We start from the raw sequence: 23,114 nt of genomic DNA, 5'->3' as shown, positions 1-23,114 counted from the left end.
TTGCAGACGCGTTATTTATTGTTGCACACGCAACTATAGCGCGCAAGCAACTATTTGGGGGCTGCCGCGTTCCGCTGTCCGGAGCGCGGTAGCCCGAGCTGGAAGGAGCACAAGGTATGGGCATCAAGGACGACGCCGTCGAGGTCCGCGCGCAAGGCTGGCGGACGCTGGCGGCCCTGCACGGGTTGATCGACACCGAGCTGGAACGCTCTCTGCAGGCCGAGGCGCAGCTCTCCGTGGTGGAGTACACCGTGCTGGATGCGCTGAGCCGGCAGGACGGCTGGCACATGCGGATGCAGCAGCTTGCCCGGGCCACCGCCCTGAGCCCCAGCGCCACCACCCGGCTGGTCAACCGGCTCGAGGAGCGCGGCCTGCTGACCCGGATCCTGTGCGCGGACGACCGCCGCGGCATCTACACCGAGCTCACGCCCAGCGGCATCGGGCTGCTGGAACAGGCGCGGCCGGTCCACGACCACACCCTGGAACGCGCGCTGGCCCAGGCGCAGGAGATCCCCGAGCTCGCTCCCCTGGTGGACGCACTCCCCCGGCTGCACGCGGGCGTCTAGGCGCAGCCGTCCCCCGAACGCAGCAGAGGCGCCGGGGCAGCGTAACGGCTGTCCTCCGGCGCCTCTGTGGCTTGCCGCGGCCTAGGCGGTGAAGGCAATGCTCCGGGCCGTGCCGTCGTATCCCCCGGCCGGTGCCTTAAGCCCGTAGAGCTGGCCGATGGTGGGGGCCACGTCCGCCGTCCGGGCAGGCTCCGAGGAGACGGATTGCTTGACCACGGCCGGGCTGCCGCCGGAGATGAAGAAGGGGATTGGCTCCGTAGCTGGGTGGCCGTGGTTGCCGGGGATGGGGTTGGAGGCCACGTAGGGGTCGGAGAAGCGCCAGCCCGCGCGGCAGTACGCCACCAGGTCGCCAGCCTCGGCCCCGAGGCGCAGGTCCGCGGGTTTGTTGACCGACAGGACGCCTTCGTGCGCGGCGACCAGCTGCTCGACGGCGGCCAGCCCGGCGGCGCGGTCGGCGTCGGCGCCGGTCCAGTAAAGCAGGTCCGCCCCGCCGTTCTGGGCGATCCTGACGTTGGACTGCAGCTCCGGCCTGGACTGCAGGATCAGGTCGATGGAGATGACGTTGCTCGGCACGGACCAATCCATCGAGTGGTCGGCCAGCACCATCACCACGCTGGAGTCCCACTTTCCGGTGCTCTTGAGGTGGTCGATAAAGCGGCCCACCTGCACGTCGGTGTCCGCGAGGGCAGCTTCACGGGCCGCACGCAGCGTGGTTCCGGTGAGGTCGGAGTGCCCCACGCGGTCGATGTCGCCCAGGTTGGTGAAGACGAAGTCCGGGTCCGGTCCGCCCACCATCGCGAGCAGCGCGTCCATGGTGGCGGCGTCGGGCGCGTGCCCGGTGACCGGCAGCAGCGGCTGGGGTTCCCAGCGGTAGCTGGCGCGGGTGCCGAAGATGCCGTAGAGGTACTTCTTGCTCAGCACCGAGCCGGTGGTGAGCCCGCGTTCCTGCAGCCGCCCCAGGAGGGTGGGAAAGCGCAGGTCGGTGGGCCGGTCGAGGTCCCGGACCACGCCTTCGGTGCGGTCGAAAACCGCATTGGCCGGAACGCCGGAGCGGTCCGGCCGGACCCCGGTCATCATCATGACGTGGTTGGGGATGGTTTCCATGACCGGCAGGGAGCGCGCGGCCGGGAAGTTCGTGCCGGCGTCGCGCAGGGCGGCCAGCCGCGGCGTCAGGGCAGGCGTGATCTCGTCCGGACGGCAGCCGTCCACCACGAGCACGTAGCTCCGGGTGCGGGCCGTGGCCGGGGCGGCCCAGGCGGCGCCCGGGGCCGCGGAGATCAGGACGGCGGCGCCTCCCGCGGCGGCAAGCTGCAGGAACTGCCGGCGGCCCGGCGTCGGCTGGGTAGTGGATGAATGGCTCATGCGAGGCCTCCCTGTGCGGGCGTGACCTTGCCCGTGTTGGTTTGAACATTGAAGGACGTGGTCAATGTCGATCCGGACCCGGCGGCGGTGCGCTCGGCGAGGACGTACCAGTCCATGCGGACGCCGGCGGGTGTCACGTCGAGCACGGAGTAGCCGTGCGAGTCGAAGTCCAGGTACTTCACGTGCGGGTTGGCCGCCTTGATGGCGTTCTCGACGCCGACGGAACCGGTCCGGGGCGGAACGCTGAGGATGTCATCGAGGTTGTCGCTCGTGACCGAGGTGCAGACCAGCTCCGCAGCCACGGAGTCACCGGTGGCCGGGTAGCTGGCCGGGTCCGCGGGAATGTCGCAGGCCCAGCCCGAGTGGATGTCACCGGTGAGGAAGACGGTGTCCTTAACGGCGTTGTCCCGCAGGTGCCGGACCACGCGGTTGCGGTCGGCCTCGTAGCCGTCCCACTGGTCTACGTTGTACGGCACGCCGCCGATGCTCGTGCCGCCCATGAGTTTTTGCACGCCGCCCAGCTCTGCGGTGCTCAGGGTTGAGGGAACCCGCACCGGGGCGATCATCACGGGGTTGCCCACGAGCTTCCACTGCGGACCGGTGGACTGGAGGTTGCCCAGCAGCCAGTCCATCTGGGCTGCGCCCGTGATGGTCCGGGCCGGGCTGCTGATCGAGGGATCCACGCCGGTGACCGCCTGCTGGTCGCGGTAGCTGCGCAGGTCCAGCATGGACAGGCTCGCCAGGGAACCGAAGTCCAGGCGGCGGTAGAGCTGGCCGCCCGGCTCGTAGCGCACCGGCATCCACTCGGCGTAGGCCTGGTGCGCGGCGGCGAAGCGCTCGCTCCAGGCGCCTTCGACGCCGGGGGTGTGGTTCTCGGCGCCGCCCTGCCAGGCGTCGTTGGCTGATTCGTGGTCGTCCCAGGTCACGATGAAGGGCGCGGCCGCGTGCAGGGCCTGAAGATCGGGATCGGTCTTGTACTGGGCGTGGCGGCGGCGGTAGTGCTCCAGCTGCGTCATCTCGACGGCCGGGTCGTGCGGACGGACCACGACGTCGCGGGCCTGGTAGTCGCCGGGCGCGTATTCGTAGAGGTAATCGCCCAGGTGCAGGACGGCGTCGAGGTCGCCCCGCGCGGCCAGGTGGCGGTACGAGGAGAAGTAGCCCGCCTGCCAGTTGGCGCAGGACACCACCCCGAACTTCAGGCGGTCCACCGGTGCGCCGGCGGCCGGCGCCGTGCGGGTGCGTCCCGCCGGGGACACCGCCGAGCCCAGCGTGAAGCGGTACCAGTAGCTGGTGCCGGGAGCGAGCCGGTCGGCTACGACCTTGACCGTGTGGTCCCGGGCCGCGCCGGTGGCGGCAGTACCCCGGGCCACGACCTTCTTGAAGCCGGCGTCAGCCGAGACCTCCCAGCCCACGGAGACGTCCGGGCCGATGCCGCTGCCGGGCACCGACTCGGGGCTGGGGGTGACGCGGGTCCACAGCAGCACACTGCCCGGGAGGGGATCCCCCGAGGCGATCCCGTGGCCGAACGGACCGCTTGGGGTGGCTGAAAATGCCCCCGCGGAGGTGCTGGTGGCCAGGGCTCCGGCCACCGCGGCAACCCCCGCAGAGCGCAGAACTTGACGACGAGTAAAGGTAGTCATGCTCTCCAGTATCTGCACCCGGGCCGGGTCTAATGCCGGTTTTTCAGCCCCATTGGCCGGACGTTCGCCCAGAGTTCACCGTGGCGCAGTCCGGCGGCGGCCGCCGGCCGCGCTAGGCCCCTTGCCGCCGGGGCGGCCCGGGCATACGGTTAAACAACCCAAACATTGATCAACCGTTTCGTTGATTAGAGGATGGCTGAACAGATTGCTGACCATGGCCGACGACGACGAACACCTCGACTCCGCCTTCCTGGCGCTGGCCGATCCTGTCCGCCGCCGCATCATCGCCCGGCTCAGCCGCGGCCCTGCCACGGTCAATGAATTGGCGGAACCCTTCGCGATCACCAAGCAGGCGGTCTCGAAGCACATCCAGGTCCTCGAGCAGGCCCGGCTCGTCACGCGCACGCGAGACGCCCAGCGCCGGCCCGTCCACCTGAACCCCGCACGGCTGGAGGCGCTCACCGCCTGGATCGACCAGTACCGGCTGGTCCACGAGGAGCAGTTCCGCAGCCTCGACGCCGTGCTCCAATCCCAGGCCGCCGCGCGCGGCACCCAGGCAAAGGACTCATCATGAGCAACGCCCTGAAACTCACGGTTCCGGAAGGACTGCCCTTCATCGACTTCGAGCGGGAGTTCGACTTTCCCGTGGCCGACGTCTTCCGGGCCCACAAGGAACCGGATCTCCTCGCCCAGTGGCTCGGCCCGCGGCGGGTCACCATGGACGTGGACCACTACGACTTCCGCACCGGCGGCAGTTACCGCTACACGCACACGGGACCCGACGGAGTCGCGCACCGGTTCAGCGGTGTTTTCCACACCGTCCGGGACAACGACTTCGCGATCCAGACCTTCGAATACGGCGGCTACCCGGACGTGGTGAGTATCGAGTTCCTCACCTTCGAGGACCTGGGCGGCGGACGCACCCGGCTGGCCGGCCATGCCGTGTATCCCAGCATGGAGGCCCGTGACGGCATGGCGCAGTCCGGGATGGAGGGCGGCCTGACTGAAGGCTATGAGCGGCTCGAGGAACTGCTGGCCGGTGCGAGGGCCTGAAGGGCCTCGTCCAGGACGCGGCCGAGGTTGGCGGCGTCGTGGGCAAAGCGTCCCAGGAACAGTCCGTCCGCCGCTGCCAGTTCCAGCAGCAGCCCGGGCCCGGCGCTGCCGCCGTAAATGATGGGACAGGCCGCGCCGAGCCCTTGGCGGATCAGTTCAACCACTGCGTTCACGTACGCCGGCGCGGCGGGCTTGTCCGCCCCGATCGCCCAGACCGGTTCATAGGCCAGGACCAGCCGCGGCGCCAGGGACTCGTCGTCGCCGGTGGCGGACCGGACCTGCGCCAGGCAGAAACCGGCGGCGTCCTCCGGGCTGAGCTTGTCCGGTTCGCCGATGCATAGCAGCGGCGCCAGCCCGGCGTCGACGGCGGCCCGCACCTTGCGGGCCACCACGGCGTCGTCCTCGCCGAACAGGGCGCGGCGCTCCGCGTGGCCGATTTCCACCAGCGAGACGCCGAGTTCGGCCAGCATGGCCGGGCTGACTTCCCCGGTCAGCGCCCCGTCCGCCCAGGCGCAGTTCTGGGCGCCGAGGAGCACGGGCGATCCGGCCAGGACCGCCTTCGCCTGCGCCAGGACCGGGAAGGACGGGATGACGAACACCCGGATGTCCTGGCTCGCGGCCAGGGCGGGCCGGGCGTCGACCACGGCGCGCACCTCCGACAGCCAGCGCAGGCTCGCCTGGTACCCCAGGTACATCTTGGTGCTGACACCGATGTACAGGGGGCCGGCGGGGGCGCTGGTGCCGGAGGTGCGGCTCATGGATCTCCTTCAGGGTGGGGTTGAAGCGGGGACGGGCTTAGTCCAGCAGCTCGTCGGCCTTGTTGCGGAACCGCTTGGTGGCAAACATCATCGCCGCCGCCACGAAGGGCAGCACACCGAGGGCGTAGACACCCATGGACCCGGTGGGCGAATGGGTGGCCTCGTTGACGGCCGTCCGCAGGATCGGGGCGACGAAGCCGCCGAGGTTGCCGAGTGAGTTGATCAGGCCGATGCCCGCCGCGGCGGCGGACCCGGCGAGGAACGCCGTCGGGTAGGACCAGACCACGGGTCCGACGGCGAGGAAGCTGCAGACCGCCAGGGTAATGAAGATCATGCCGAGCACCGGCTGGTGGTTGGTCCCTGCCCAGGCCGAGCCGAAGATGCACAGGCCGGTGGAGATGAACAGGATGGTGCCGAACTTCCGCCGCTTGGCCACCGTGTTGGCCGCCTTGCCGATGAAGTAGCAGGAGAAGATGCCGAAGAACCACGGCACGGCGATCAGCAGGCCGACGGCGAGGCCCACCTTCTGCCCGGTCAGCGAGGAGACCTGCTGGGGCAGGAAGAACGTCACGCCGTAGACCGCGATCTGCAGGCAGAAGTAGATGGCGGTGAAGTACCAGACCCGGCCGTTGCGCATCGCGGCGAGGATGCCGCGGGGGCCGGTCTCGTCCTTGATGTTGTCCTCGAGCGCCATGACTTCCTTGAGCGCGAATTTCTCCTCGCCGCTGAGGAACTTGGCTTTTTCCGGACCGTTGATCAGGAAGAAGAAGGCCGCGATGCCGGCCACCACGGCGAGCAGGCCCTCGACGAAGAACATCACCTGCCAGCCGCGCAGGCCGGGGACCTGGTCGCCGATGTTGATCAACCAGCCGGAGAGCGGGTTGCCGATCATCTGCGAGAACGGCTGCGCCAGGTAGAAGATGGCGAACATCTGCACGCGCACCTTGTTGGGGAACCATTCCGCGAGGTACATGATCACGCCCGGGAAGAGCCCGGCCTCGGTGACGCCGAGCAGGAAGCGCAGGATCACAAACGAAGTCTCGCCCTGCACGAAGGCGAAGCAGGCCGAGACAATGCCCCAGGTGATCGCGATCCGGGCCAGCCAGATCTTGGCGCCGACCTTTTTGAGCAGCAGGTTGCTGGGAATCTCAAAGATCGCGTAGCCGATGAAGAAGATGCCGGCACCCAGGGCGAAGGCCGCGGCGGACACGCCCTTGTCCGCGCCCAGGGCGGCCTCGGCGAAGCCGACATTGGTCCGGTCCAGGAACGAAACGACGTACAGAATGACCAGCATCGGCATCAGCCGGCGGGCCGCCTTGGAGATCGCGGACTTCAGGACCGGACGGGCCAGAAGCTCCTTGGATGTAGCGGTGGTTACGGACACAGCACTCTCCTTCGAGTGATGAGGTGGGGTGGTTCCCCCGCGGGCCGGCGGCCCGCGGTTTCTGCTGGCTCCTGCGTTCCGGAGCCGTCAGTGCATGTACAGGCCGCCGTCGACGTTGAGCGTCTGGCCGGAGATGTAGCCTGCGTCCTCGCCGATCAGGAAGTGGATCGCGGCCGCGATGTCGCGGGTGCTGCCCACGCGGTTGACCACCAGGTCCTTGACGAGTTCATCCTTGCGTTCCTCGCTGAGGGTGCCGCCCATGATGTCGGTGTCGATCGGGCCCGGTGAGATGGCGTTGACGGTGATGTCGTACCCGCCCAGTTCGCGGGCCGTGGCGCGGGTCAGGCCGATGACGCCGGCCTTCGCCACGGAGTACGGGGTCTTGCTGAAGGTGCCGCCGCCGCGCTGGGCGGAGACCGAGGAGATGTTGACGATCCTGCCCAGCCGGTGCTTGACCATCGATTCGGCGGCCCGGCGGGTGGCGTAGTGCACCCCGTTCATGTTGATGTTCAGCACCCGGTCCCACTCGGCGGCGTCGAGTTCGAGGTACGGCACCGGGGAACTCACCCCGGCGATGTTCGCCAGGGCGACGAGCTGCGGCAGCTCTGCCTCGATCTCATCGATCGCGGCGCGGACCGAGGCTTCGTCGCCGATGTTGGCGCCGGCGCCGTGGGCCTTGACGCCGTGCTTTTCGGCCAGTTCCTTGGCCAGGGCCTTGCTGGCGGCGTCGTCGAGGTCGATCACGCCGATGTTCCAGCCGCGCTCGGCGAGGTACTCCGCGGTGGCCCGGCCGATGCCGCGCTCGGAGACGGCGCCGGTCACGATCACCGTGCGGTCTGTTGGGAATGAGGTCATGGGAGTCTCCTAGGGAAAAGGTGGCGTGCAGCGGTGGTCAGCCCAGGGGTGCGGGGCCGAGTTCCTCGATGAGCTTCTGCATGGCGACGTAGGCCTTGTTCCGGTACGCCACCAGGGCGGCGGTCCGGTCGGCGGGGACGTTGAGGAACCCGGAGCCGGTCTTGGTGCCGAGCTGGCCGGCGTCGACCTTTTCCTGCAGGATCTGCGGCGTGGCGAACCGCTCCGGGAAGCCGGTCTGCAGCGACTTGTAGCAGAACGCGTACACGTCCAGCCCGGCCATGTCCGCGATCGCGAAGGGCCCGAAGAACGGCAGCCGGAAACCAAACGTGGTGCGCACCATGGTGTCCACGTCCTCGGCCGTGGCGATGCCTTCCTCGACGACCTGCGCGGCCTCATGGAACAGGGCGTACTGCAGCCGGTTGAGCACGAAGCCGGTGACGTCCTTGACGGTCGCGGTTTCCTTGCCGGTCTCCCCCACAATGGTGCGTGCGGCCTCGATGGTGGCCTCGGAGGTGCCCTCGTGCGGGATGACTTCGACGCCCGGGATGAACGGTGCCGGGTTGGAGAAGTGGACGCCCAGGAAGCGCTCCGGGTTCACTACGACTTCGGCGAGCTTCGCGATGGAGATGGTGGAGGTGTTGGAGCCGATGATGGCGTCCGGGCGGGCGGCGGCGCTGATCCGGCCCAGGGTGCCGTGCTTGATCTCGAGGACCTCCGGCACGGCTTCTTCGACGTATTCGGCGTCGGCGACGGCTTCCTCGATGTCCTTCGCGGCCCAGAGGTTTTCCTTGAGCGTTTCGGTGGCGCCGGCCGGGAACAGCCCGGCGGCGACGAAGTCGTCGGATTCCTTGAGCAGCCGTTCGTAGTTGCTTTGGGCGATCTCGGCGGAGACGTCGGCGAGGGCGACGCGGGCGCCCGCAAGGGCCAGGACCTGCGCGATTCCGCCGCCCATGTAGCCGGATCCGACGACGGCGATGTTACGTGTGGTCATTTGCTTGCCTGTCCTTCCGAAGCTCCTTCATAGGAGTGGATTGCGTCCACCTTGGCCGCGGATGCGGAGGTGTCATCGAAGCGGTGGCCCAGCCATTCGCCGACCAGCTTCTTGGCCAGTTCCAGGCCGATCACACGCTGGCCCATGGTCAGCACCTGGGCGTTGTTGGAAAGCACGGAGCGCTCCACAGAGTAGCTGTCGTGCGCGGTGACGGCGCGGATGCCGGGGACCTTGTTGGCCGAGATGGCCACGCCCAGTCCGGTGCCGCAGATCAGCAGGGCGCGGTCGGCTTCGCCGGCGGCGACCTTGCGGGCCGCGGCGACGGCCAGGTGCGGGTAGGCGGTGGCGTCGTCGGGGCCGACGCCGACGTCCTCCACCGAGGCGACGCGGGGATCCGCTTCAAGCAGCTCACGCAGGGCGTTTTTGTATTCGACGCCGGCTTCGTCGTTGCCGACGACGATCCGCCAGCCGGGCTGCGGGTTGGTTTGCCCGGTGTTGGTGGGCTCGGTGTTGTGGCTTTGTGTCTCGTGTGACAAGGGAATACTCCTCTAGCTGCGTTCGATGGAGGCCGCGTAGTCGGCCACCCGGCCGGCGATCAGGCCGAAGGACACGGCGCCGGGGTCCGGGTGGCCCAGGCTCTTTTCGGCCAGCGGCCGGGCCCGGCCCTTCTTGGGGCTCAGAGCCGCGGTGGCTTCGGCGGCCTGGGCGGCCGCGTCGGCGGCGGTCCGCAGGCTGCGGGCCAGGCCATCGCCGTCGTCGATTCCCCGGTTGAAAACGTCGGCGAACGGAAGCAGCGCGTCCACCATCGTCTTGTCTCCGGCTTCGGCCTTGCCCAGGGTGATGATGGCATCGCGGAGAGCGTCGACGGCGGCGGCCGCGTCCGCCGGGGTGTAGGCGTCCTTGCTGCCCAGGGCGCGGCCGACGGCGGTGACCGCCGCGCCCCAGAGCGCGCCGGAGGTGCCGCCGGCGCGTTCGGCCCACTGCTCGCCGGCCGCGGCGAGTACTTCCTCGAGCCCGGCGCCGGCCGCGTGGGACTGTTCCGCCGCGGCGACCGCGGCGTCCACGCCGCGGCGCATGCCGATTCCGTGGTCGCCGTCGCCGGCGATCGCGTCCAGTTTGCCGAGCGCTTCCTCGTGTTCGACGACGACCGACTGGGCCACCTTCAGCACTCCCACCGCCGTGGCGGCCAGGGAGGTCGACGCCGCCGTGGCGGCCAGCGCGGGCGCTGCTTCGGCGTCGGCCTGCGCGGCGCGGGTTTTGGCCCGGCGGGGCGCCAGGTTGCCCTTCCGGAAGGCGGGAGTATCGGCCGGCGCGGACCAGAACTTCTCGAGTTCCGCGTCGAGCCAGAACAGGGTCAGCGACAGCCCGGACATGTCCAGGCTGGTGACGAGTTCCCCGCATTCGGGTTCGATGATCTCGAGTCCGGCGGCGGCCAGGAGTGCCTCGACCTTGCCGAAGAGCAGGAACAGCTCGTCGTACTTGACGGTGCCGAGGCCGTTGAGGATCGGCACCACCCGGCGGCCGGCGGTCTCCGGCTTGTCCTTGAGCAGGCCGTCCACCAGCAGCGCGGCCAGTTCGCTGGCGGTGGGCAGCGGTTGTTCGGAGATGCCGGGTTCGCCGTGGATGCCGAGGCCCACCGACATCATGCCCTCGGGCACCGTGAACAGCGGCTCCGCGGCGCCCGGCAGGGTGCAGCCGGCGAAGGCGACGCCCAGCGAGCGGGTGTGGTGGTTGGCCTTGACCGCCAGCCGTTCCACCTCGTCGAGGTCCAGCCCGGCGTCGGCGGCAGCCCCGGCCACCTTGAAGACCGTCAGGTCCCCGGCGATGCCGCGGCGTTTGTCGATCTCCGCCAGCGGGGCACTGGCAATATCGTCGGTGACCAACACCGTGCGGGTCGGGATGCCCTCGGCGTTGAGCTTGTCCTGTGCCTGGCCGAAGTGGAGCACGTCCCCGGCGTAGTTGCCGTAGCTGAGCAGCACCCCGCCCCCGGTCTCCGCAGCCTTGGCCACCCGGTAGACCTGGCCCGCGGAGGGCGAGGCGAACATGTTTCCGCAGGCGCTGCCGGCCGCGAGTCCGGCGCCGACCAGGCCGGCGAAGGCGGGGTAGTGGCCCGAGCCGCCGCCGATCACCAGGGCGACCTGGCCCTCCGGCGTCTCGGTGGAACGGACCACACCGCCGTCCACCCGTGCCACGTACTGGCGGTGGACGGCGGCGAAGCCGTCGAGGGCGTCGTCCGCGAAGCTTGCGGGATCGTCAAATATCTTTGTCATGATTCCTCGTTGAACCGGTTGGGGCGGTTGGAGCACACGGCGGGCACCGGGGCGCCGCCGGTTTAGGGTGCGCGGGCTCCTAGTGTGCGGCGACGGCGGCCGGGGCCTGCCGGCCCTGGGCTACCAGGGACGTGCCGAGGGAGTACCCGTCGCGCTTGGGCAGGACGTGGCGGCGCAGGTAGTCCTGGTTGGCGGCGGTGACGCTGAGGCCGTCCCCGCCGTAGTGCTCGGTGCAGATGATGCCCTGGAAACCGACGGAGATGGCGAACTGGAAGGCCTCGCGGTAGCTGATCAGGCCGGATTCCATCGGTGCGGGCAAGGCGACGTACTGGTCCTTGGCCCGGTTTTCGTCGCGGCTGTAGTTCTTGACGTGCCAGTAGTTGGCGTACGGCAGGGTCTTGTGGACCATTTCCCGCCAGTCCTCGATGGGCCGGTGCAGGCGGATCAGGTTGCCGATGTCCGGGTTGAGTCCCACGTTGGGCAGGTCGATGTCCTGGACCAGCTGGACGGAGGAGTCCGCGGTGCCAAGGTAGGTGTCCTCGTACATCTCGAGTGAGACCAGGAGCCCCAGCTCGGCCGCGTGCCGGCCCACCTCGCGGATGCGGGTGACGGCCTTGTTCCAGGTGTCCTTGTCCCCCGCCGGGTCGCGGTGGCCCTTTACCGTCCAGAACCAGAGCTGTTCGCGCTGGGCCGGGGTCAGGGCCTGGTGCAGGCCGATCGAGACAACTTCGCAGCCCAGCTGCGCGGCCGCGTCGAGGGTGCGGTGGGTGTAGGCCAGGTTGTCTTCCCAGTTGGCCTCCTCGATCACGCTGCGGCGGATCGCCGAGATGGCGGGCAGTCCGATTCCGGCATGGCGGGCGGCGGCACTGAGTTCGTCCAGCCGGGCCGGGCTGAGGTCCCCCGGACGAACCCAGCTGTCGGTCAGGTCGGCGTTGGCGAAGCCCGCGTCAGCGACTTCCTCGAACACCCGCTGCCACTCCGTAGCGGGGGCATCCTGGACCGAGGTTCCGTCGGGGCGCGTGCCCGGGAACTGCAGGAGGGCCGCGGTGATGGGCCAGTTTTCGGCGGTGTACGACATTTTCACTCCAGATCTTGAATCACATTTCCTATAGGATTCATCGTAGAGGAGAGCCTTGTCAAGGGTTTCTGAGGAAGTGATCCGCCGGTCGGGGCGAAAAAAGCGCGGCGCGGGATGCCGCCGAACGGCGCGGTGCCTAGCCGCGCAATGGCTAGCGGCGCAGGGCCTAGCCGTGCAGGGCCCAGCCGTGCGGCGCCTAGCTGGGGGGTCCCTAGCTGCGCACTTCGCTGTCGTGCACTTCGCTGTCGTGCTGCGAGCGCTGCTTGACGCCCTCGATGTGCGCGATCATCTGATGGCGCGCTAGCTCGGCGTCGCCGGCCTCAAAGGCGCGGAGGATCTCGGTGTGCTCCGCGATCGCAAAGTCCGCGTCGGTGACGCCGAGGCCGCCGAAGAAGCGGAAGCGCTGCACCTGGCCGCCCAGTGCGTTGTACGCGGAGAGCAGGAACTGGTTGTCCGCGTGCTCCGCGATGAGCCGGTGGAACCGTTCGTCGGCTTCCCAGTAGGCGCGGAACTCGGAAAAGGACGGCCCCCGGGGCGCGGCTTTAAGGTCCTCGATGGCCTGCGCCAGCTGGGCGGTAAGGCCGGCGTCGGCGTGGCGGCAGGCCATCAAGGCGTTGGCCGGTTCGATCACCAGGCGCGCGTCCATCAGGTCCGCCAACTCGTCCTTGGTGAACAACGGCGCCACCCGGTAGCCGCGCAGGGCGGTCCGGCGGACCATGCCGGTGGCTTCCAGCCGGGCGAGCGCCTCCCGCACGGGCGTCGGCGAGACGTCCAGTTCGCGGGCCATGCCGTCAATGCTGACCGGCGTGCCGGCCTCGAGCCGGCCGTCCATCAGCGCGATCAGAAGGGCTTCGTAAACATGGTCGGCGAGGACCTGCCTACTCACGCCGCGGGCGGCCGGATCCTTGATTGCCATACCCAAATCCTATAGCCGGGCGACCCCCGCGGGCGCCGCCGTGACGCTGCCGTGACGCCCCCTCGGGAGCCGCCAGTACCGCCCCGCGGGGAGCCGGCCGCTAGCCTTTGCACTCGAGGCAGTACGCGTGTCCATTCTTTTCGGAGGCGAGCTGGGAACGGTGCCGGACCAGGAAACAGGAGTAGCAGGTGAACTCGTCCTCGGCCTGCGGGATCACCTGCACGATCAGCTCCTCAGCGACGAATTCGCCGCCGGGGGTCATCGCGTCGTCGAAGGCATCGGCCTCGTCGAGCTCGCGGATGACACTTTTGGCGTCCGGAGCGTTCGCGGACTGCAACGCTTCGAGGGAGCGCTCTTGTGATTCTTTGACGTCGGAACGTACTTCGTCGTAATCGGTTGCCACGGAGGCATTCTCTTTTCTGGCGTTTTTGGCTGACGCAACTGCAACCTACACCAGGTCCCAGGTATTCCCTTCGCCGAACCGGCGACGGTCCAACTTAGAAAGCATGCTTATAGTGTCATAACCGAGGCGCGGCCGCGTACCCCCGGGTAGCATTGCCGCGGCCCAGGGGTGTTGGGCCATTGGGCCTCGCGCGTTGGTGGCGAAGTGAACGACGACGTGGAAGGTGGAACAAGATGCCCATGTGGGTACAGGCCCTGTTCTGGGGAACGGTGGCGGGCGCAGCCCTGGTCCTGGGGGCGGCCGTTGCCTGGAAGTGGACCATCGCACCGAAAATCGTCTCCTCCATCATGGCCTTCGGCGCCGGAGTCCTCATCTCGGCACTGTCGTTTGACCTCGTTGACGAAGCGGAACGGGGCGGCGGCCTCTGGCCGACCGTGGCGGGTTTCCTGGCCGGGGCCCTGGTCTATGTCGGGGCGAACGCCCTGCTGGCCCGGCAGGGTGCCAAACACCGGAAACGCTCCGGCGGAAAGCAACCTTCGGAAAAGGACAAGCCGGGCAGCGGCACCGCCATTGCCATCGGAGCCCTGCTCGACGGTGTTCCCGAATCCGTCGTCCTGGGGCTCGGTCTCGTCTCGGGGGGCTCGGTCAGCACGGCCGTGCTCGCGGCGGTCTTCATCTCCAACGTTCCCGAGGGGCTGTCCAGCACCGCGGGAATGAAGAAGTCCGGCCGCAGCGCCGGCTACGTCTTTGGCGTGTGGGGAGGCATTGCCCTCATCTCCGGGCTGGCGTCGCTCATCGGCTACGCCAGCTTGCAGAACGCTCCGGCAGAAATGGTCGCCTTCATCACCGCAATCGCTGCCGGGGCAATTTTGGCCATGCTTGCCGACACCATGATCCCGGAGGCTTTCGAAGAACACCATGTCCTGACGGGCCTCATTGCAGCCGTCGGCTTCCTGGCGGCCTTCACCATCAGCCAGGCCGGGGGCTGAAAGACTCCCCCGGCCCCTTGGGCCCGACGGATCTCAGTGCTGGAGCCCGCGCAGCACCTCGATCACGGACGAGTCGTCCCGCCGGCCCAGGCCCGCGCGCCGGCCGCTGAGGTAGAGCTGTTCGGCCGCGGCCGCGAGCGGCGCCGGGTACGTGCTGTCCCGGGCCGCGTCGACCACAAGGCCCATGTCCTTGACGAAGATGTCCAGCGCGCTGCGGACCTCGGTGTTGTCCGGGTCCACCATCCGGGAGCCCCGGTCATCGAACATAAACGACGCCGCGGCGCCGGAGCGCAGCACCTCCCAGGTCTCCTTCGGGTCCAGGCCCAGGGCCTCGGCAAAGGCCAGGGCCTCCCCCGCAACGGCGATGTGCACTCCGCACAGCAGCTGGTTGACCAGCTTGACCTTCTGCCCGTCACCAACATTCGGCCCCACCACGGGCGCGGAACTTGCCATCGCGTCCAGCAGCGGCCGCACCGCAGCCAGGGCCCGCTCGGAGCCGCTGACCATCATCAGCAGCTCGCCGGTGGCGGCACGCTTGGTGCCGCCGGAAACCGGCGCGTCGACCAGTTCGACGTCGAACGCCGCCAGCCGTTCCGCCAGCGACATCACAGCGGCCGGACCCACGGTGGCCATCAGCAGGACAACGGTGCCCGGGCGCAGCGTCGCGGCGAGTTGGTCCGCCCCGAACAGCACCGCATCGGCCTGCGCCGGCGTCGCGACCATCAGGGCGACGACGTCGGCCCCGGCCACGGCGTCCTTGGCCGAGGCCGCCGGCGTCAGGCCGGGGACAGCGAGCGACTGCGCCCGGCCCTCGGCGACGTCAAAGGCGGCGACGTCGTGCCCGGCTTCGGCGAGGATGACCGCCATCGGTCCGCCCATCGCGCCCAGCCCGATCCATCCGACCTTGCTCATGGGGTGACTTCCTTTCCTGGGGCCGCGGACGTGGTGCCGCCGCGGAAGAGTTCAATGGTGTCGGCGAGCGCGTTTTCGTCGCCGACATTGCCGGCGAAGACGACGTAGGGCATGCCCTGCACGCCGGGTGCGGCCTCATCGGGCCGGAGCACCGAGACCATGCCGGGGAACAGCTGCCCCAGCACGGTGGCGCGCCGGATGCCGAGGCCCCGCACGGCGACGTCGTGCGAGGTGATGCCGCCCTTGGCGATCACCCACGCAGGGTTCGCGGCGAGCGCGGCCTGGACCACCTCGATCAGGGCCGCCGACACGCTGCGGGCAATTTCCAGGCTGGCGGCAGCGTCCGCTCCCTTGAGCAGCGACCGCGAGGTGTAGAGCAGGACGTCGGAGTCAGCCAGGGCACCGACCACCCGGGCCGCGGTGTCCGTGATGTGCGCGCCGCGGCGGGCCGGGGTGACCAGGTCGGCGACGGACAGTTCGATCTCGGTCACGCCGCCGCGCGCCTGCGCCGCCGCGACCTGGCGCGCTGTCTGGCCCACATGGGAGCCGACGACGGCGAGGCCGTGGCCGGCCGGGCGGCCGTCAGGCCAGATGTCCTGCGCCTGCAAGGTGGGCTTGGGGTCGAGCCCGGCGAGCGCACGGACGAAAGAGGGCCCGGTTCGGTGCAGGAACACCTTGCCTTCGCGCTGGACCTGCTGCAGGCCCAGCACAACGATCTCCAGGTCCGCGAACTCGGTGGCGTTGACGACGATGAGCTGCAGGTCGCTGGCCGAGCGCAGGATCTCCGCGACCCGGTCCTCTCCCCCGCTGCGGATGTCCTCAAGGCTGATGCTGAGCACCTGCTCCCGGGCAACGGTGCCGCCGCTCTTCTCCGCGACGAAGTCTTTGAGGTCCGAGGACCGGTAGCCGAAGGTGGCGTCCCTGGCGAACTCGGTTTCTCCGGCGGCCACGGGTTCCCCGCCCACCATGGCCCAGTGCACATCCCCGGCGGTGAAGCGTCCGGCTTCGAAATACGACGGTGCCAGCAGCACGCCGTCGAACCCGCGCCCGGTGACCTCGCGCCGGACGGCGTCGAGGGTGCGGATTTCGGCCATCACGTGGCCGCGGAGCGTCGAGTCGCTGCGGCTGACCAGGTCCAGCGGCGCGCCAAGCCGCTGTTCAAGTTCGAACAGCGCCCGCCCGGCTGCCTGGTTAAGCGCGACGGCGTCGGCCTCGTCCAGGCTGCGGGTGTTGGTCAGGATGAAGCAGGTCGATTCCGGCTCGGCGAGCGCCGTGGCGTACTCGGCGGCCTCAAGCACGGTGACAACCGAGACGCCGTGCACGGACTGCGAGCCGGTGGGGTCGTCGTCGAGCACGGCGGTGCGCCGGCCGGTGGCGGCGCGGTAGTCGCGGATCCGCTGCCGGGCGCCGGTCAGGTGCACCGGTTCAGGAACGGGCGCGGGGGCGGGATCCGGGGCGGCCGGCACGCCGGGGCGGGCAGTGCCATGTCTGGCGGGATGGGTTTCGTGGGTCATGCTGTGGTCCTTCCGGGTGCCGTGCGGCCGGAGCCGCACGGCACGTCCAGAGGCGCCTGGGGTCAGGAGACCTGCAGGCCGCCGTTGATGTCGTAGGTGGCGGCCGTGATGTAGCCGGCGTCCTCGCTCAGGAGGAACGCCATCAGGGCCGCAACTTCGTCGCGGGTGCCGACGCGGCCCATCATGATGCCCTCGGACATGGCGGCCTTGCGCTCCTCGCTCAGCGTGCCGCCCATGATGTCGGTATCGATCGGGCCCGGCGCCACCGCGTTGACGGTGATGCCGAACTCGCCGACTTCGCGGGCCAGCGCCCGGGTGAAGCCCAGGATTCCGGCCTTGGAGGCGCTGTAGGCGACCTTGGAGAAGGTTCCGCCGCCGCGCTGGGCGGAGATCGAGGAGACGCTGACGATCCGGCCGAGCCGCCGCTCGATCATGCCCTTGAGTACCCGCTGCGAGACGATGAAGGTGCCGCGCATGTTGATCGCGAAGACCTTGTCCCACTCGGCGACGGACGTTTCCATAAACGGCGTGGGCGAGCTGATCCCGGCCAGGTTGGCCAGCCCGACGATGGGCGGCAGCGTCTCCTCGACCTCGGTGATGGCCCGGTCCACCGAGGCCTCGTCCGAGACGTCGGCGCCGACGCCGATCGCCTTGACGGCCCGGTTGGAGCCGATCTCGGCCGCGGCGGCTTTGGCGTCCTCGGCGTTGATGTCCAGGATCGCGATGGACCAGCCGTCGCGGGCCAGGCGGTCGGCCGTGGCCCGGCCGATGCCGCGGGCCGACGCCGCTCCGGTCAGGACGACGGTGCGCTCGGCGGGGAAGGTGCTGTTTTCGGTCATGGCTGGTTCCTAGTGGCTGTCTGCGGCGGGGACGGTTGCTCCGGAGGCGGAGACACCTTCCGGGCGGTGGCGGGCGTAGAGGTAGGTGGCGACGGCGGTGATCGCGAGGCAGGCGGCCAGGAAGACGAGGCCGCTCTGGCTGTTACCGGTGGCGTCCTTGAGCAGGCCTACGATGTACGGGGCCACAAAGCCGCCCAGGTTGCCGAGCGAGTTCACCATGGCGAGGCCGGCGGCTGCCGCGGCTCCGGTCAGCGCCGCGGACGGCATGGCCAGGAACGGTGCGATCGCGGAGTAGATGCCCATCGCCGCCAGGGTCAGGAAGACCATGGCGAGCACGGCGTTGACGGGGAGCAGGAAGCCGGCGCCGAGCAGGCCGACGGCGGCAAGCACCATGCTGGCGCTGGCGTGCCAGACGCGGTTGCCGGTGCGGTCCGAGCGCTTGCTCCAGAAGTAGACGAACACGGCGGCGATGGCGTACGGGATGAAGACGATGAAGCCCACCTGGACGGAGTCGAACTTGCCGAGGGCCTTGACGATGGTCGGCATCCAGAGGCCCAGGCCGTAGATGCCGCAGACCAGGCCGAAGTACAGGGCCGAGTACGCGAGGGTGCGGGGATCCTTCAGGCCGGCAAGGAAGTTGTGGTTGCCGGACTTCTGCTTGTCGGCCAGTTCCTTGCTCATGGTGGTGGAGAGCCAGTCGCGCTCCTCCGGCTTGAGCCACTTGGCGTGCTCGGGCCGGTCGGTCATGACGAACGGCGTGATGATGCCCAGCACGATCGCCGGGATGCCTTCAATGATGTACAGCCACTGCCAGCCGTGCAGGCCCGCGACGCCTTCCAGGCCCAGGAGCATGCCGGAGACCGGGGCGCCGAGGGCGTTGGAGATCGGCTGGGCAAGGATGAAGATGCCCAGCACGGTCACGCGCTGCGCGGCCGGGAACCAGAGGGTCAGGTAGAAGAGGATGGCCGGGAAGAAGCCGGCCTCGGCCGCGCCCAGCAGGAAGCGGATGATGTAGAAGGTGGTCTCCCCGTTGACCAGGAACATGGCGGTGGCGAAGATGCCCCAGGTGATGAGGATGCGGGCGATCCACTTGCGGGCGCCGTAGCGGTACATGCCGCCGTTGCTCGGAATTTCCAGCAGGGCGTAGCCCAGGAAGAAAATGCCGGCGCCGAGGCCGTAGGCAGCTTCGGTAAGGCCGATGTCGCCCTGCATGCCCAGTTTGGCGAAGCCGACGTTGTTGCGGTCCAGGTAGGCGATGAAGTACAGCAGGACGATCAGCGGCATCAGCCGCCGGCGGACCTTGCGGAGGGTGGTCTGGCCCAGTTCGCTCAACGCGGGGGCCGCGGTCAGGGAGGTCATCGCGGGCCTCCACCGGTGATCAGGGTGCCCTGGGAAGGGACGTGCGCGCGCATAAAGACTCCTTTGGCTGGCGGCATTCTGTGGCTGACTTAGATGTCAGATGTCTGATATCTAGATGAGATTCTAATCACAGCGCAGGACGGCGTCAACAGGGCCGGGAAAGAGCCGCAGTGGCTTGCCGGGCCGCCGCGGAGGGCAGCCCGCCGCGGGGGTCCGCTGCCCGCGGGGCTCAGCAGGCCGGGGCAGCTCAGCTGGCGGCGGCACCGCGGCTGGAGACCGCGAGGTAGCGTTCGTAATCCTCGAAGGTCTGGGTGATGTGGGCGTCCATCGCGGAGCGCGCGGCCGCCGGCTCGCCGGCCGCGATGGCGGCCAGGACCAGTTTGTGGTGGTGGATGGCATGCCGCTGCACGTCGGGGAAGGCCGAGGTCTCCCGCCGCATGGCGTACAGCAGGGTCGAGAGCTGGCCCAGCAGGGCGGGCACAAAGGGGTTGCCCGAGGCCCGCAGTACGGTGTCGTGGAAGGTGATGTCGGCCAGGGTCAGTGCGTCGACGTCGCCCGCGTGGTGTGCGGCTTCCATCAGCTCGACGCTTTCGGTCATGGCGGCCAGGTCGGCCTGGCTGTGGCGGGCGGCGGCCAGTTCGGCGGCGCCGGTCTCGACCATGCGACGGACCTCGAGCAGGCGCAGCGCCACCTCGTCGGAGGCGACTCCCCTCGACGCGGCCCGCATGATCGCATCAAGGCCGGTCCAGCGCTCGGGCGGATTGACGAAGGTGCCCAGGCCGCGCTTCACGTAGACGACGTTTTGCGCCTTGAGCGCCTTCATCGCTTCCCGGGCGGTCAGGCGGCTGACACCGGATTCCTTGGCGATGTCGGCCTCCGGCGGCAGGGCGTCGTCGGCCTTGATCTGGCCGCTGAGGATGTACTCGAGGACTTTGTCCACAACGACGTCGACCAGCGTCCGTCGCGCTTCTGCCATCGTGTTCCCCTGCCTGCGCGCCCGGAAGCGCACGGTTTGCCTTTCCTCAACACTACTCGACGCCCGGCGGCGGTCTTTGCCGCCGTCGTGCGTTAACAAAAGCAACGCGGGGTCACTCCACGCCCATTCCGGTGAGTGGAATGGGCCGGAGGTGACCCCGCGTTGCTGTGGTGCTGTGGAACTTAGAGCGCTGCGTAGACTTCGCGCAGCAGCTTGGCCGTCTCGGACGGCGTCTTGCCGACCTTGACGCCGGCAGCCTCGAGGGCTTCCTTCTTGGCCTGGGCGGTGCCCGCGGAACCGGAGACGATGGCGCCGGCGTGGCCCATGGTCTTGCCTTCCGGGGCGGTGAAGCCGGCCACGTAGCCGACGACCGGCTTGGTGACGTGGGCCTTGATGTAGTCGGCGGCACGTTCTTCGGCGTCGCCGCCGATTTCGCCGATCATCACGATCGCCTTGGTCTCGGGGTCAGCTTCGAAGGCTTCGAGGGCGTCGATGTGGGTGGTGCCGATGACCGGGTCGCCGCCGATGCCGATGGCGGTGGAGAAGCCCAGGTCGCGCAGTTCGTACATCATCTGGTAGGTCAGGGTGCCCGACTTGGAGACCAGGCCGATGGGGCCCTTGCCCGTGATGTTGGCCGGGGTGATGCCGACGAGGGCCTCGCCCGGGGTGATGATGCCGGGGCAGTTCGGTCCGATGATGCGGGTGACCTGCTTGCCGTCGGCGTCGACCTTGGACTGGGCCAGTGCCCAGAATTCGGCGGAGTCCTGGACCGGCACGCCTTCGGTGATGACGACGACCAGGCCGATGCCGGCCTCGATGGCTTCAACCACGGCGTCCTTGGTGAAGGCCGGCGGCACGAAGACGATGGAGACGTCCGCGCCGGTCTCCGCCATGGCTTCCTTGACGGTGCCGAAGACGGTGATTTCGTTGTCGCCGTGCAGGACCGTGGTGCCGGCCTTGCGGGCGTTGACGCCGCCGACAATGTTGGTGCCGGCCTTGAGCATCAGGGCGGTGTGCTTGGTGCCTTCGCCGCCGGTGATGCCCTGGACGATGACCTTGGAGTCCTTGTTCAGATAAATAGACATAGTCGGGTCCCTTTACTTCGCTGCGTTGGCGAGCTCGGCAGCCTTGTCGGCGCCCTCGTCCATGGTGGCGGCCAGGGTAACCAGCGGGTGGTTGGCCTCGGCCAGGATGCGGCGGCCTTCCTCGACGTTGTTGCCGTCGAGGCGGACGACCAGCGGCTTGTTCGCGGAGTGGCCCAGCTCGGCGAGTGCGCCGACGATGCCCTTGGCGACAGCGTCACAGGCGGTGATGCCGCCGAAGACGTTGACGAAGACGGACTTGACCTGCTCGTCGCCCAGGATGACGTCGAGGCCTGCTGCCATGACCTCGGCGGAAGCTCCACCGCCGATGTCCAGGAAGTTGGCGGGCTTGACGTTGCCGTGGTTTTCGCCGGCGTAGGCGACGACGTCGAGCGTAGACATGACCAGGCCGGCACCGTTACCGATGATGCCGACTTCGCCGTCGAGCTTGACGTAGTTGAGGTCCTGGGCCTTGGCCTTGGCCTCGAGCGGGTCCGCGGCGTCCTTGTCTTCAAGGGCGGAGTGCTTCGGGTGGCGGAAGTCGGCGTTCTCGTCGAGGGAGACCTTGCCGTCCAGGGCGACGATGTCGCCGGCGCCGGTCTTGACCAGCGGGTTGACCTCCACGAGGGTGGCGTCTTCCTTCTTGAAGACGTCCCACAGCTTGAGGATCACGGCGGCGACCTTGCCGCGCAGTTCCTCGGCGAAGCCGGCAGCGGCGACGATCTCGTCGGCCTTGGCCTGGTCGATGCCGACGGCCGGGTCGATCGCGATCTTGGCGAGGGCCTCGGGACGTTCGACGGCGAGCTGCTCGATTTCCATGCCGCCCTCGACCGAGCACATGGCGAGGTAGTTGCGGTTGGCACGGTCCAGCAGGACGGAGAAGTAGTATTCCTCGGCGATGTCGGCACCCTGGGCAATCATCACCTTGTTGACGGTGTGGCCCTTGATGTCCATGCCGAGGATGTTGGTGGAGTGCTCCAGCGCCTCATCGGCGGTCTTGGCGACCTTAACGCCCCCGGCCTTTCCGCGGCCACCGGCCTTAACCTGTGCCTTGACGACAGTTACGCCGCCGATCTTCTCGGCAGCTGCCTTTGCTTCTTCAGGGGTGTGCGCCACGATGCCAGCAAGCACGGGTACACCGTGCGCCTCGAACATATCGCGCGCCTGATATTCAAACAGGTCCACGGTTTAGTGTCCTTCTACGTCGAAGTAGTTTCTGTACAGCCGGACCCCACGTACTCGCGGTTACCGGGCTGCGGAATAAACGCACCCTGCGACAAGCTTGGAAACGAGCCACACGGCGCAATGCTCCTCTTTCGAACTCTAGTCCTTCGTTTGGACCAGCCCGACCCAGAGTACCGCTTATGTGAGTAAGGACACTATTCTATTGAGCGTAGAAAAACCGCTAGATTACGGGGTTTTTGGGGCCTCCGACGGCGCCGCGGTGGGCTTTTTGGCGGCCGGCAAGATCAGCTCGTAACGGTCGCGCGCAACGAAGAATGCGACGCCGGCGGAGACGTTTCCGCAGGCGACCCCGCCGTTGTAGGCGGAGCAGCGCAGGCCGTTGCGCTCGATGTTCTGCCCGTCCCCGATGACGGGCAGCTGCGAGATCGGACCGTTGCGGGTGCCTTTGGGACCGTACTCGGTTTCCTGCTGTGTGACGCCGGAGCGGCATTCGCCGTAGACGGCCTGGTCCGGGGTCAGCAGAGCCGTGCCGCCCAGGTAGCCGAGGCCGGTGCCGGAGCAGTCGTCGCGGATGTCCTTGGCGTCGGGCTCCGGGTAGGCGGCGAGCTCACAGTGCGCCACCGGCACGGTCGCGAACTTGGCATTCCCGCTGCCGGCGAAGCCGTTCTGCTCATAGGGCAGGTTGACGTGGCCGCCCCGCGCGGAGGTCAGCGAGCAGACGATGTTGCGGTCCGCGGTGACGAAGCTCAAGGAGTCCGGCCCGGCATTGAGCGACGCCGGGTCCGTCAGGGGCGCCTGCTTGAGCTGCTCCAGGGCGGGCAGCGGGGCCGGCGGGACGTAGTCCGGGTCCTTCTGCGTAACGGTGCACGCCGTGGACACCGCCAGGACAAAGGCGGCCAGGATCCCCAAAAACGTCCGACGCATGCGCTCCATTATGCCTGTCGGCACGCGCTGGCCGGCGGACCCGCGGGGCGGGTTTGAG

At 68.7% G+C, this 23,114-nt stretch carries 23 protein-coding genes; 4 read left to right on the top strand and 19 right to left on the bottom strand.

Features of this window, described 5'->3' with window-relative positions; all coding sequences use genetic code 11:
• The first annotated feature begins 116 nt into the window (after positions 1–116).
• Entirely contained in the window at positions 117–566 is a 450-nt protein-coding gene (locus tag AC1MED_RS04405; RefSeq protein WP_479785639.1) for a MarR family winged helix-turn-helix transcriptional regulator, read from the top strand.
• Positions 567–647: 81 nt separating this feature from the next.
• On the opposite strand, the gene AC1MED_RS04400 is transcribed toward AC1MED_RS04405, so the two are convergent.
• The gene (locus AC1MED_RS04400) at positions 648–1,928 is read right to left on the bottom strand and encodes an alkaline phosphatase family protein (RefSeq protein ID WP_479785638.1); all 1,281 of its coding nucleotides are present in this window, start codon (positions 1,926–1,928) and stop codon (positions 648–650) included.
• The gene (locus AC1MED_RS04395) at positions 1,925–3,568 is read right to left on the bottom strand and encodes an alkaline phosphatase D family protein (protein WP_479785637.1); all 1,644 of its coding nucleotides are present in this window, start codon (positions 3,566–3,568) and stop codon (positions 1,925–1,927) included. The genes AC1MED_RS04400 and AC1MED_RS04395 overlap by 4 nt, the downstream gene beginning before the upstream one ends.
• Before the next feature lie 214 nt (positions 3,569–3,782).
• Between AC1MED_RS04395 and AC1MED_RS04390 the strand changes: the two genes are divergently transcribed.
• Together AC1MED_RS04390 and AC1MED_RS04385 are read left to right on the top strand one after the other, a co-directional pair.
• Positions 3,783–4,142 (top strand): ArsR/SmtB family transcription factor, encoded by a 360-nt coding sequence (locus AC1MED_RS04390; protein WP_346959938.1) that lies wholly within the window; start codon positions 3,783–3,785, stop codon positions 4,140–4,142.
• Positions 4,139–4,621, top strand: coding sequence for an SRPBCC family protein (locus AC1MED_RS04385; RefSeq protein ID WP_346959939.1), 483 nt, complete (start codon positions 4,139–4,141; stop codon positions 4,619–4,621). Before AC1MED_RS04390 ends, AC1MED_RS04385 begins: the two co-directional genes overlap by 4 nt.
• Here AC1MED_RS04385 and AC1MED_RS04380 read toward each other — a convergent pair.
• The 9 genes from AC1MED_RS04380 to AC1MED_RS04340 all read right to left on the bottom strand — a co-directional run bounded on the left by AC1MED_RS04380 (position 4,579) and on the right by AC1MED_RS04340 (position 13,276).
• Positions 4,579–5,379 carry a triose-phosphate isomerase family protein gene (locus tag AC1MED_RS04380; protein WP_479785636.1) on the bottom strand — a complete coding sequence of 267 codons (801 nt, stop codon included), beginning with the start codon at positions 5,377–5,379 and terminating at the stop codon, positions 4,579–4,581. The two genes, AC1MED_RS04385 and AC1MED_RS04380, sit on opposite strands and share 43 nt — an antisense overlap.
• Before the next feature lie 37 nt (positions 5,380–5,416).
• The gene (locus AC1MED_RS04375) at positions 5,417–6,763 is read right to left on the bottom strand and encodes an MFS transporter (protein WP_346959941.1); all 1,347 of its coding nucleotides are present in this window, start codon (positions 6,761–6,763) and stop codon (positions 5,417–5,419) included.
• An 87-nt stretch (positions 6,764–6,850) separates the two neighbouring features.
• The gene (locus tag AC1MED_RS04370; RefSeq protein WP_346959942.1) at positions 6,851–7,618 is read right to left on the bottom strand and encodes an SDR family NAD(P)-dependent oxidoreductase; all 768 of its coding nucleotides are present in this window, start codon (positions 7,616–7,618) and stop codon (positions 6,851–6,853) included.
• A gap of 37 nt (positions 7,619–7,655) precedes the next feature.
• Complete coding sequence (locus AC1MED_RS04365) at positions 7,656–8,609, bottom strand: 3-hydroxyacyl-CoA dehydrogenase family protein (protein ID WP_479785635.1); 954 nt, start codon at positions 8,607–8,609, stop codon at positions 7,656–7,658.
• Positions 8,606–9,070, bottom strand: a complete 465-nt coding sequence (locus AC1MED_RS04360) for a ribose-5-phosphate isomerase (protein ID WP_346959960.1) — start codon at positions 9,068–9,070, stop codon at positions 8,606–8,608. Before AC1MED_RS04360 ends, AC1MED_RS04365 begins: the two co-directional genes overlap by 4 nt.
• An 87-nt stretch (positions 9,071–9,157) precedes the next feature.
• A complete protein-coding gene (locus AC1MED_RS04355; RefSeq protein WP_479785633.1) occupies positions 9,158–10,879 on the bottom strand; it encodes a dihydroxyacetone kinase family protein in 1,722 nt (573 codons plus the stop codon).
• 79 nt (positions 10,880–10,958) lie between these two features.
• The gene (locus AC1MED_RS04350) at positions 10,959–11,957 is read right to left on the bottom strand and encodes a sugar phosphate isomerase/epimerase family protein (protein WP_479785632.1); all 999 of its coding nucleotides are present in this window, start codon (positions 11,955–11,957) and stop codon (positions 10,959–10,961) included.
• A gap of 211 nt (positions 11,958–12,168) precedes the next feature.
• The gene (locus AC1MED_RS04345; RefSeq protein ID WP_346959946.1) at positions 12,169–12,873 is read right to left on the bottom strand and encodes a GntR family transcriptional regulator; all 705 of its coding nucleotides are present in this window, start codon (positions 12,871–12,873) and stop codon (positions 12,169–12,171) included.
• Positions 12,874–12,973: 100 nt separating this feature from the next.
• Complete coding sequence (locus AC1MED_RS04340; protein WP_346959947.1) at positions 12,974–13,276, bottom strand: DUF4193 domain-containing protein; 303 nt, start codon at positions 13,274–13,276, stop codon at positions 12,974–12,976.
• A gap of 233 nt (positions 13,277–13,509) precedes the next feature.
• Between AC1MED_RS04340 and AC1MED_RS04335 the strand changes: the two genes are divergently transcribed.
• Complete coding sequence (locus AC1MED_RS04335; protein ID WP_479785630.1) at positions 13,510–14,265, top strand: ZIP family metal transporter; 756 nt, start codon at positions 13,510–13,512, stop codon at positions 14,263–14,265.
• Between the two features lie 33 nt (positions 14,266–14,298).
• On the opposite strand, the gene AC1MED_RS04330 is transcribed toward AC1MED_RS04335, so the two are convergent.
• The 8 genes from AC1MED_RS04330 to AC1MED_RS04295 form a co-directional block, all read right to left on the bottom strand.
• Positions 14,299–15,177: an NAD(P)-dependent oxidoreductase gene (locus AC1MED_RS04330; protein WP_479785628.1), complete on the bottom strand. Its 879-nt coding sequence runs from the start codon at positions 15,175–15,177 to the stop codon at positions 14,299–14,301.
• Complete coding sequence (locus AC1MED_RS04325; protein WP_479785627.1) at positions 15,174–16,691, bottom strand: four-carbon acid sugar kinase family protein; 1,518 nt, start codon at positions 16,689–16,691, stop codon at positions 15,174–15,176. Before AC1MED_RS04325 ends, AC1MED_RS04330 begins: the two co-directional genes overlap by 4 nt.
• Positions 16,692–16,753: 62 nt before the next feature.
• Positions 16,754–17,530: an SDR family NAD(P)-dependent oxidoreductase gene (locus AC1MED_RS04320; protein WP_479785625.1), complete on the bottom strand. Its 777-nt coding sequence runs from the start codon at positions 17,528–17,530 to the stop codon at positions 16,754–16,756.
• A 9-nt stretch (positions 17,531–17,539) separates the two neighbouring features.
• Positions 17,540–18,889, bottom strand: coding sequence for an MFS transporter (locus AC1MED_RS04315; protein WP_479785623.1), 1,350 nt, complete (start codon positions 18,887–18,889; stop codon positions 17,540–17,542).
• A gap of 247 nt (positions 18,890–19,136) precedes the next feature.
• The gene (locus AC1MED_RS04310; RefSeq protein ID WP_346959953.1) at positions 19,137–19,865 is read right to left on the bottom strand and encodes a FadR/GntR family transcriptional regulator; all 729 of its coding nucleotides are present in this window, start codon (positions 19,863–19,865) and stop codon (positions 19,137–19,139) included.
• Positions 19,866–20,047: 182 nt separating this feature from the next.
• Positions 20,048–20,950 (bottom strand): succinate--CoA ligase subunit alpha, encoded by a 903-nt coding sequence (sucD, locus tag AC1MED_RS04305; RefSeq protein ID WP_175322052.1) that lies wholly within the window; start codon positions 20,948–20,950, stop codon positions 20,048–20,050.
• Positions 20,951–20,962: 12 nt separating this feature from the next.
• Positions 20,963–22,132 carry an ADP-forming succinate--CoA ligase subunit beta gene (gene sucC, locus AC1MED_RS04300; protein WP_346959954.1) on the bottom strand — a complete coding sequence of 390 codons (1,170 nt, stop codon included), beginning with the start codon at positions 22,130–22,132 and terminating at the stop codon, positions 20,963–20,965.
• Between the two features lie 225 nt (positions 22,133–22,357).
• Complete coding sequence (locus tag AC1MED_RS04295) at positions 22,358–23,065, bottom strand: hypothetical protein (protein WP_479785620.1); 708 nt, start codon at positions 23,063–23,065, stop codon at positions 22,358–22,360.
• Between the last annotated feature and the right edge of the window lie 49 nt (positions 23,066–23,114).

The sequence above is a fragment of the Arthrobacter sp. BI5 genome, from assembly GCF_056680065.1.
The sequence above is the reverse complement of the archived record's forward strand: the minus strand, read 5'-3'. Positions and strand labels throughout refer to the sequence as shown.

Bases quoted from the DNA above. Each gene is read 5' to 3' on its own strand.
- AC1MED_RS04405 (WP_479785639.1), top strand. From the start codon at position 117: ATGGGCATCAAGGACGACGCCGTCGAGGTCCGCGCGCAAGGCTGGCGG.
- AC1MED_RS04310 (WP_346959953.1), bottom strand. From the start codon at position 19,865: ATGGCAGAAGCGCGACGGACGCTGGTCGACGTCGTTGTGGACAAAGTC.
- AC1MED_RS04325 (WP_479785627.1), bottom strand. From the start codon at position 16,691: ATGACCCACGAAACCCATCCCGCCAGACATGGCACTGCCCGCCCCGGC.
- AC1MED_RS04365 (WP_479785635.1), bottom strand. From the start codon at position 8,609: ATGACCACACGTAACATCGCCGTCGTCGGATCCGGCTACATGGGCGGC.
- AC1MED_RS04295 (WP_479785620.1), bottom strand. From the start codon at position 23,065: ATGGAGCGCATGCGTCGGACGTTTTTGGGGATCCTGGCCGCCTTTGTC.
- AC1MED_RS04400 (WP_479785638.1), bottom strand. From the start codon at position 1,928: ATGAGCCATTCATCCACTACCCAGCCGACGCCGGGCCGCCGGCAGTTC.
- AC1MED_RS04395 (WP_479785637.1), bottom strand. From the start codon at position 3,568: ATGACTACCTTTACTCGTCGTCAAGTTCTGCGCTCTGCGGGGGTTGCC.
- AC1MED_RS04335 (WP_479785630.1), top strand. From the start codon at position 13,510: ATGCCCATGTGGGTACAGGCCCTGTTCTGGGGAACGGTGGCGGGCGCA.
- AC1MED_RS04345 (WP_346959946.1), bottom strand. From the start codon at position 12,873: ATGGCAATCAAGGATCCGGCCGCCCGCGGCGTGAGTAGGCAGGTCCTC.
- AC1MED_RS04350 (WP_479785632.1), bottom strand. From the start codon at position 11,957: ATGTCGTACACCGCCGAAAACTGGCCCATCACCGCGGCCCTCCTGCAG.
- AC1MED_RS04370 (WP_346959942.1), bottom strand. From the start codon at position 7,618: ATGACCTCATTCCCAACAGACCGCACGGTGATCGTGACCGGCGCCGTC.
- sucD (WP_175322052.1), bottom strand. From the start codon at position 20,950: ATGTCTATTTATCTGAACAAGGACTCCAAGGTCATCGTCCAGGGCATC.
- AC1MED_RS04355 (WP_479785633.1), bottom strand. From the start codon at position 10,879: ATGACAAAGATATTTGACGATCCCGCAAGCTTCGCGGACGACGCCCTC.
- AC1MED_RS04320 (WP_479785625.1), bottom strand. From the start codon at position 17,530: ATGACCGAAAACAGCACCTTCCCCGCCGAGCGCACCGTCGTCCTGACC.
- AC1MED_RS04390 (WP_346959938.1), top strand. From the start codon at position 3,783: ATGGCCGACGACGACGAACACCTCGACTCCGCCTTCCTGGCGCTGGCC.
- AC1MED_RS04385 (WP_346959939.1), top strand. From the start codon at position 4,139: ATGAGCAACGCCCTGAAACTCACGGTTCCGGAAGGACTGCCCTTCATC.
- AC1MED_RS04315 (WP_479785623.1), bottom strand. From the start codon at position 18,889: ATGACCTCCCTGACCGCGGCCCCCGCGTTGAGCGAACTGGGCCAGACC.
- AC1MED_RS04380 (WP_479785636.1), bottom strand. From the start codon at position 5,379: ATGAGCCGCACCTCCGGCACCAGCGCCCCCGCCGGCCCCCTGTACATC.
- AC1MED_RS04330 (WP_479785628.1), bottom strand. From the start codon at position 15,177: ATGAGCAAGGTCGGATGGATCGGGCTGGGCGCGATGGGCGGACCGATG.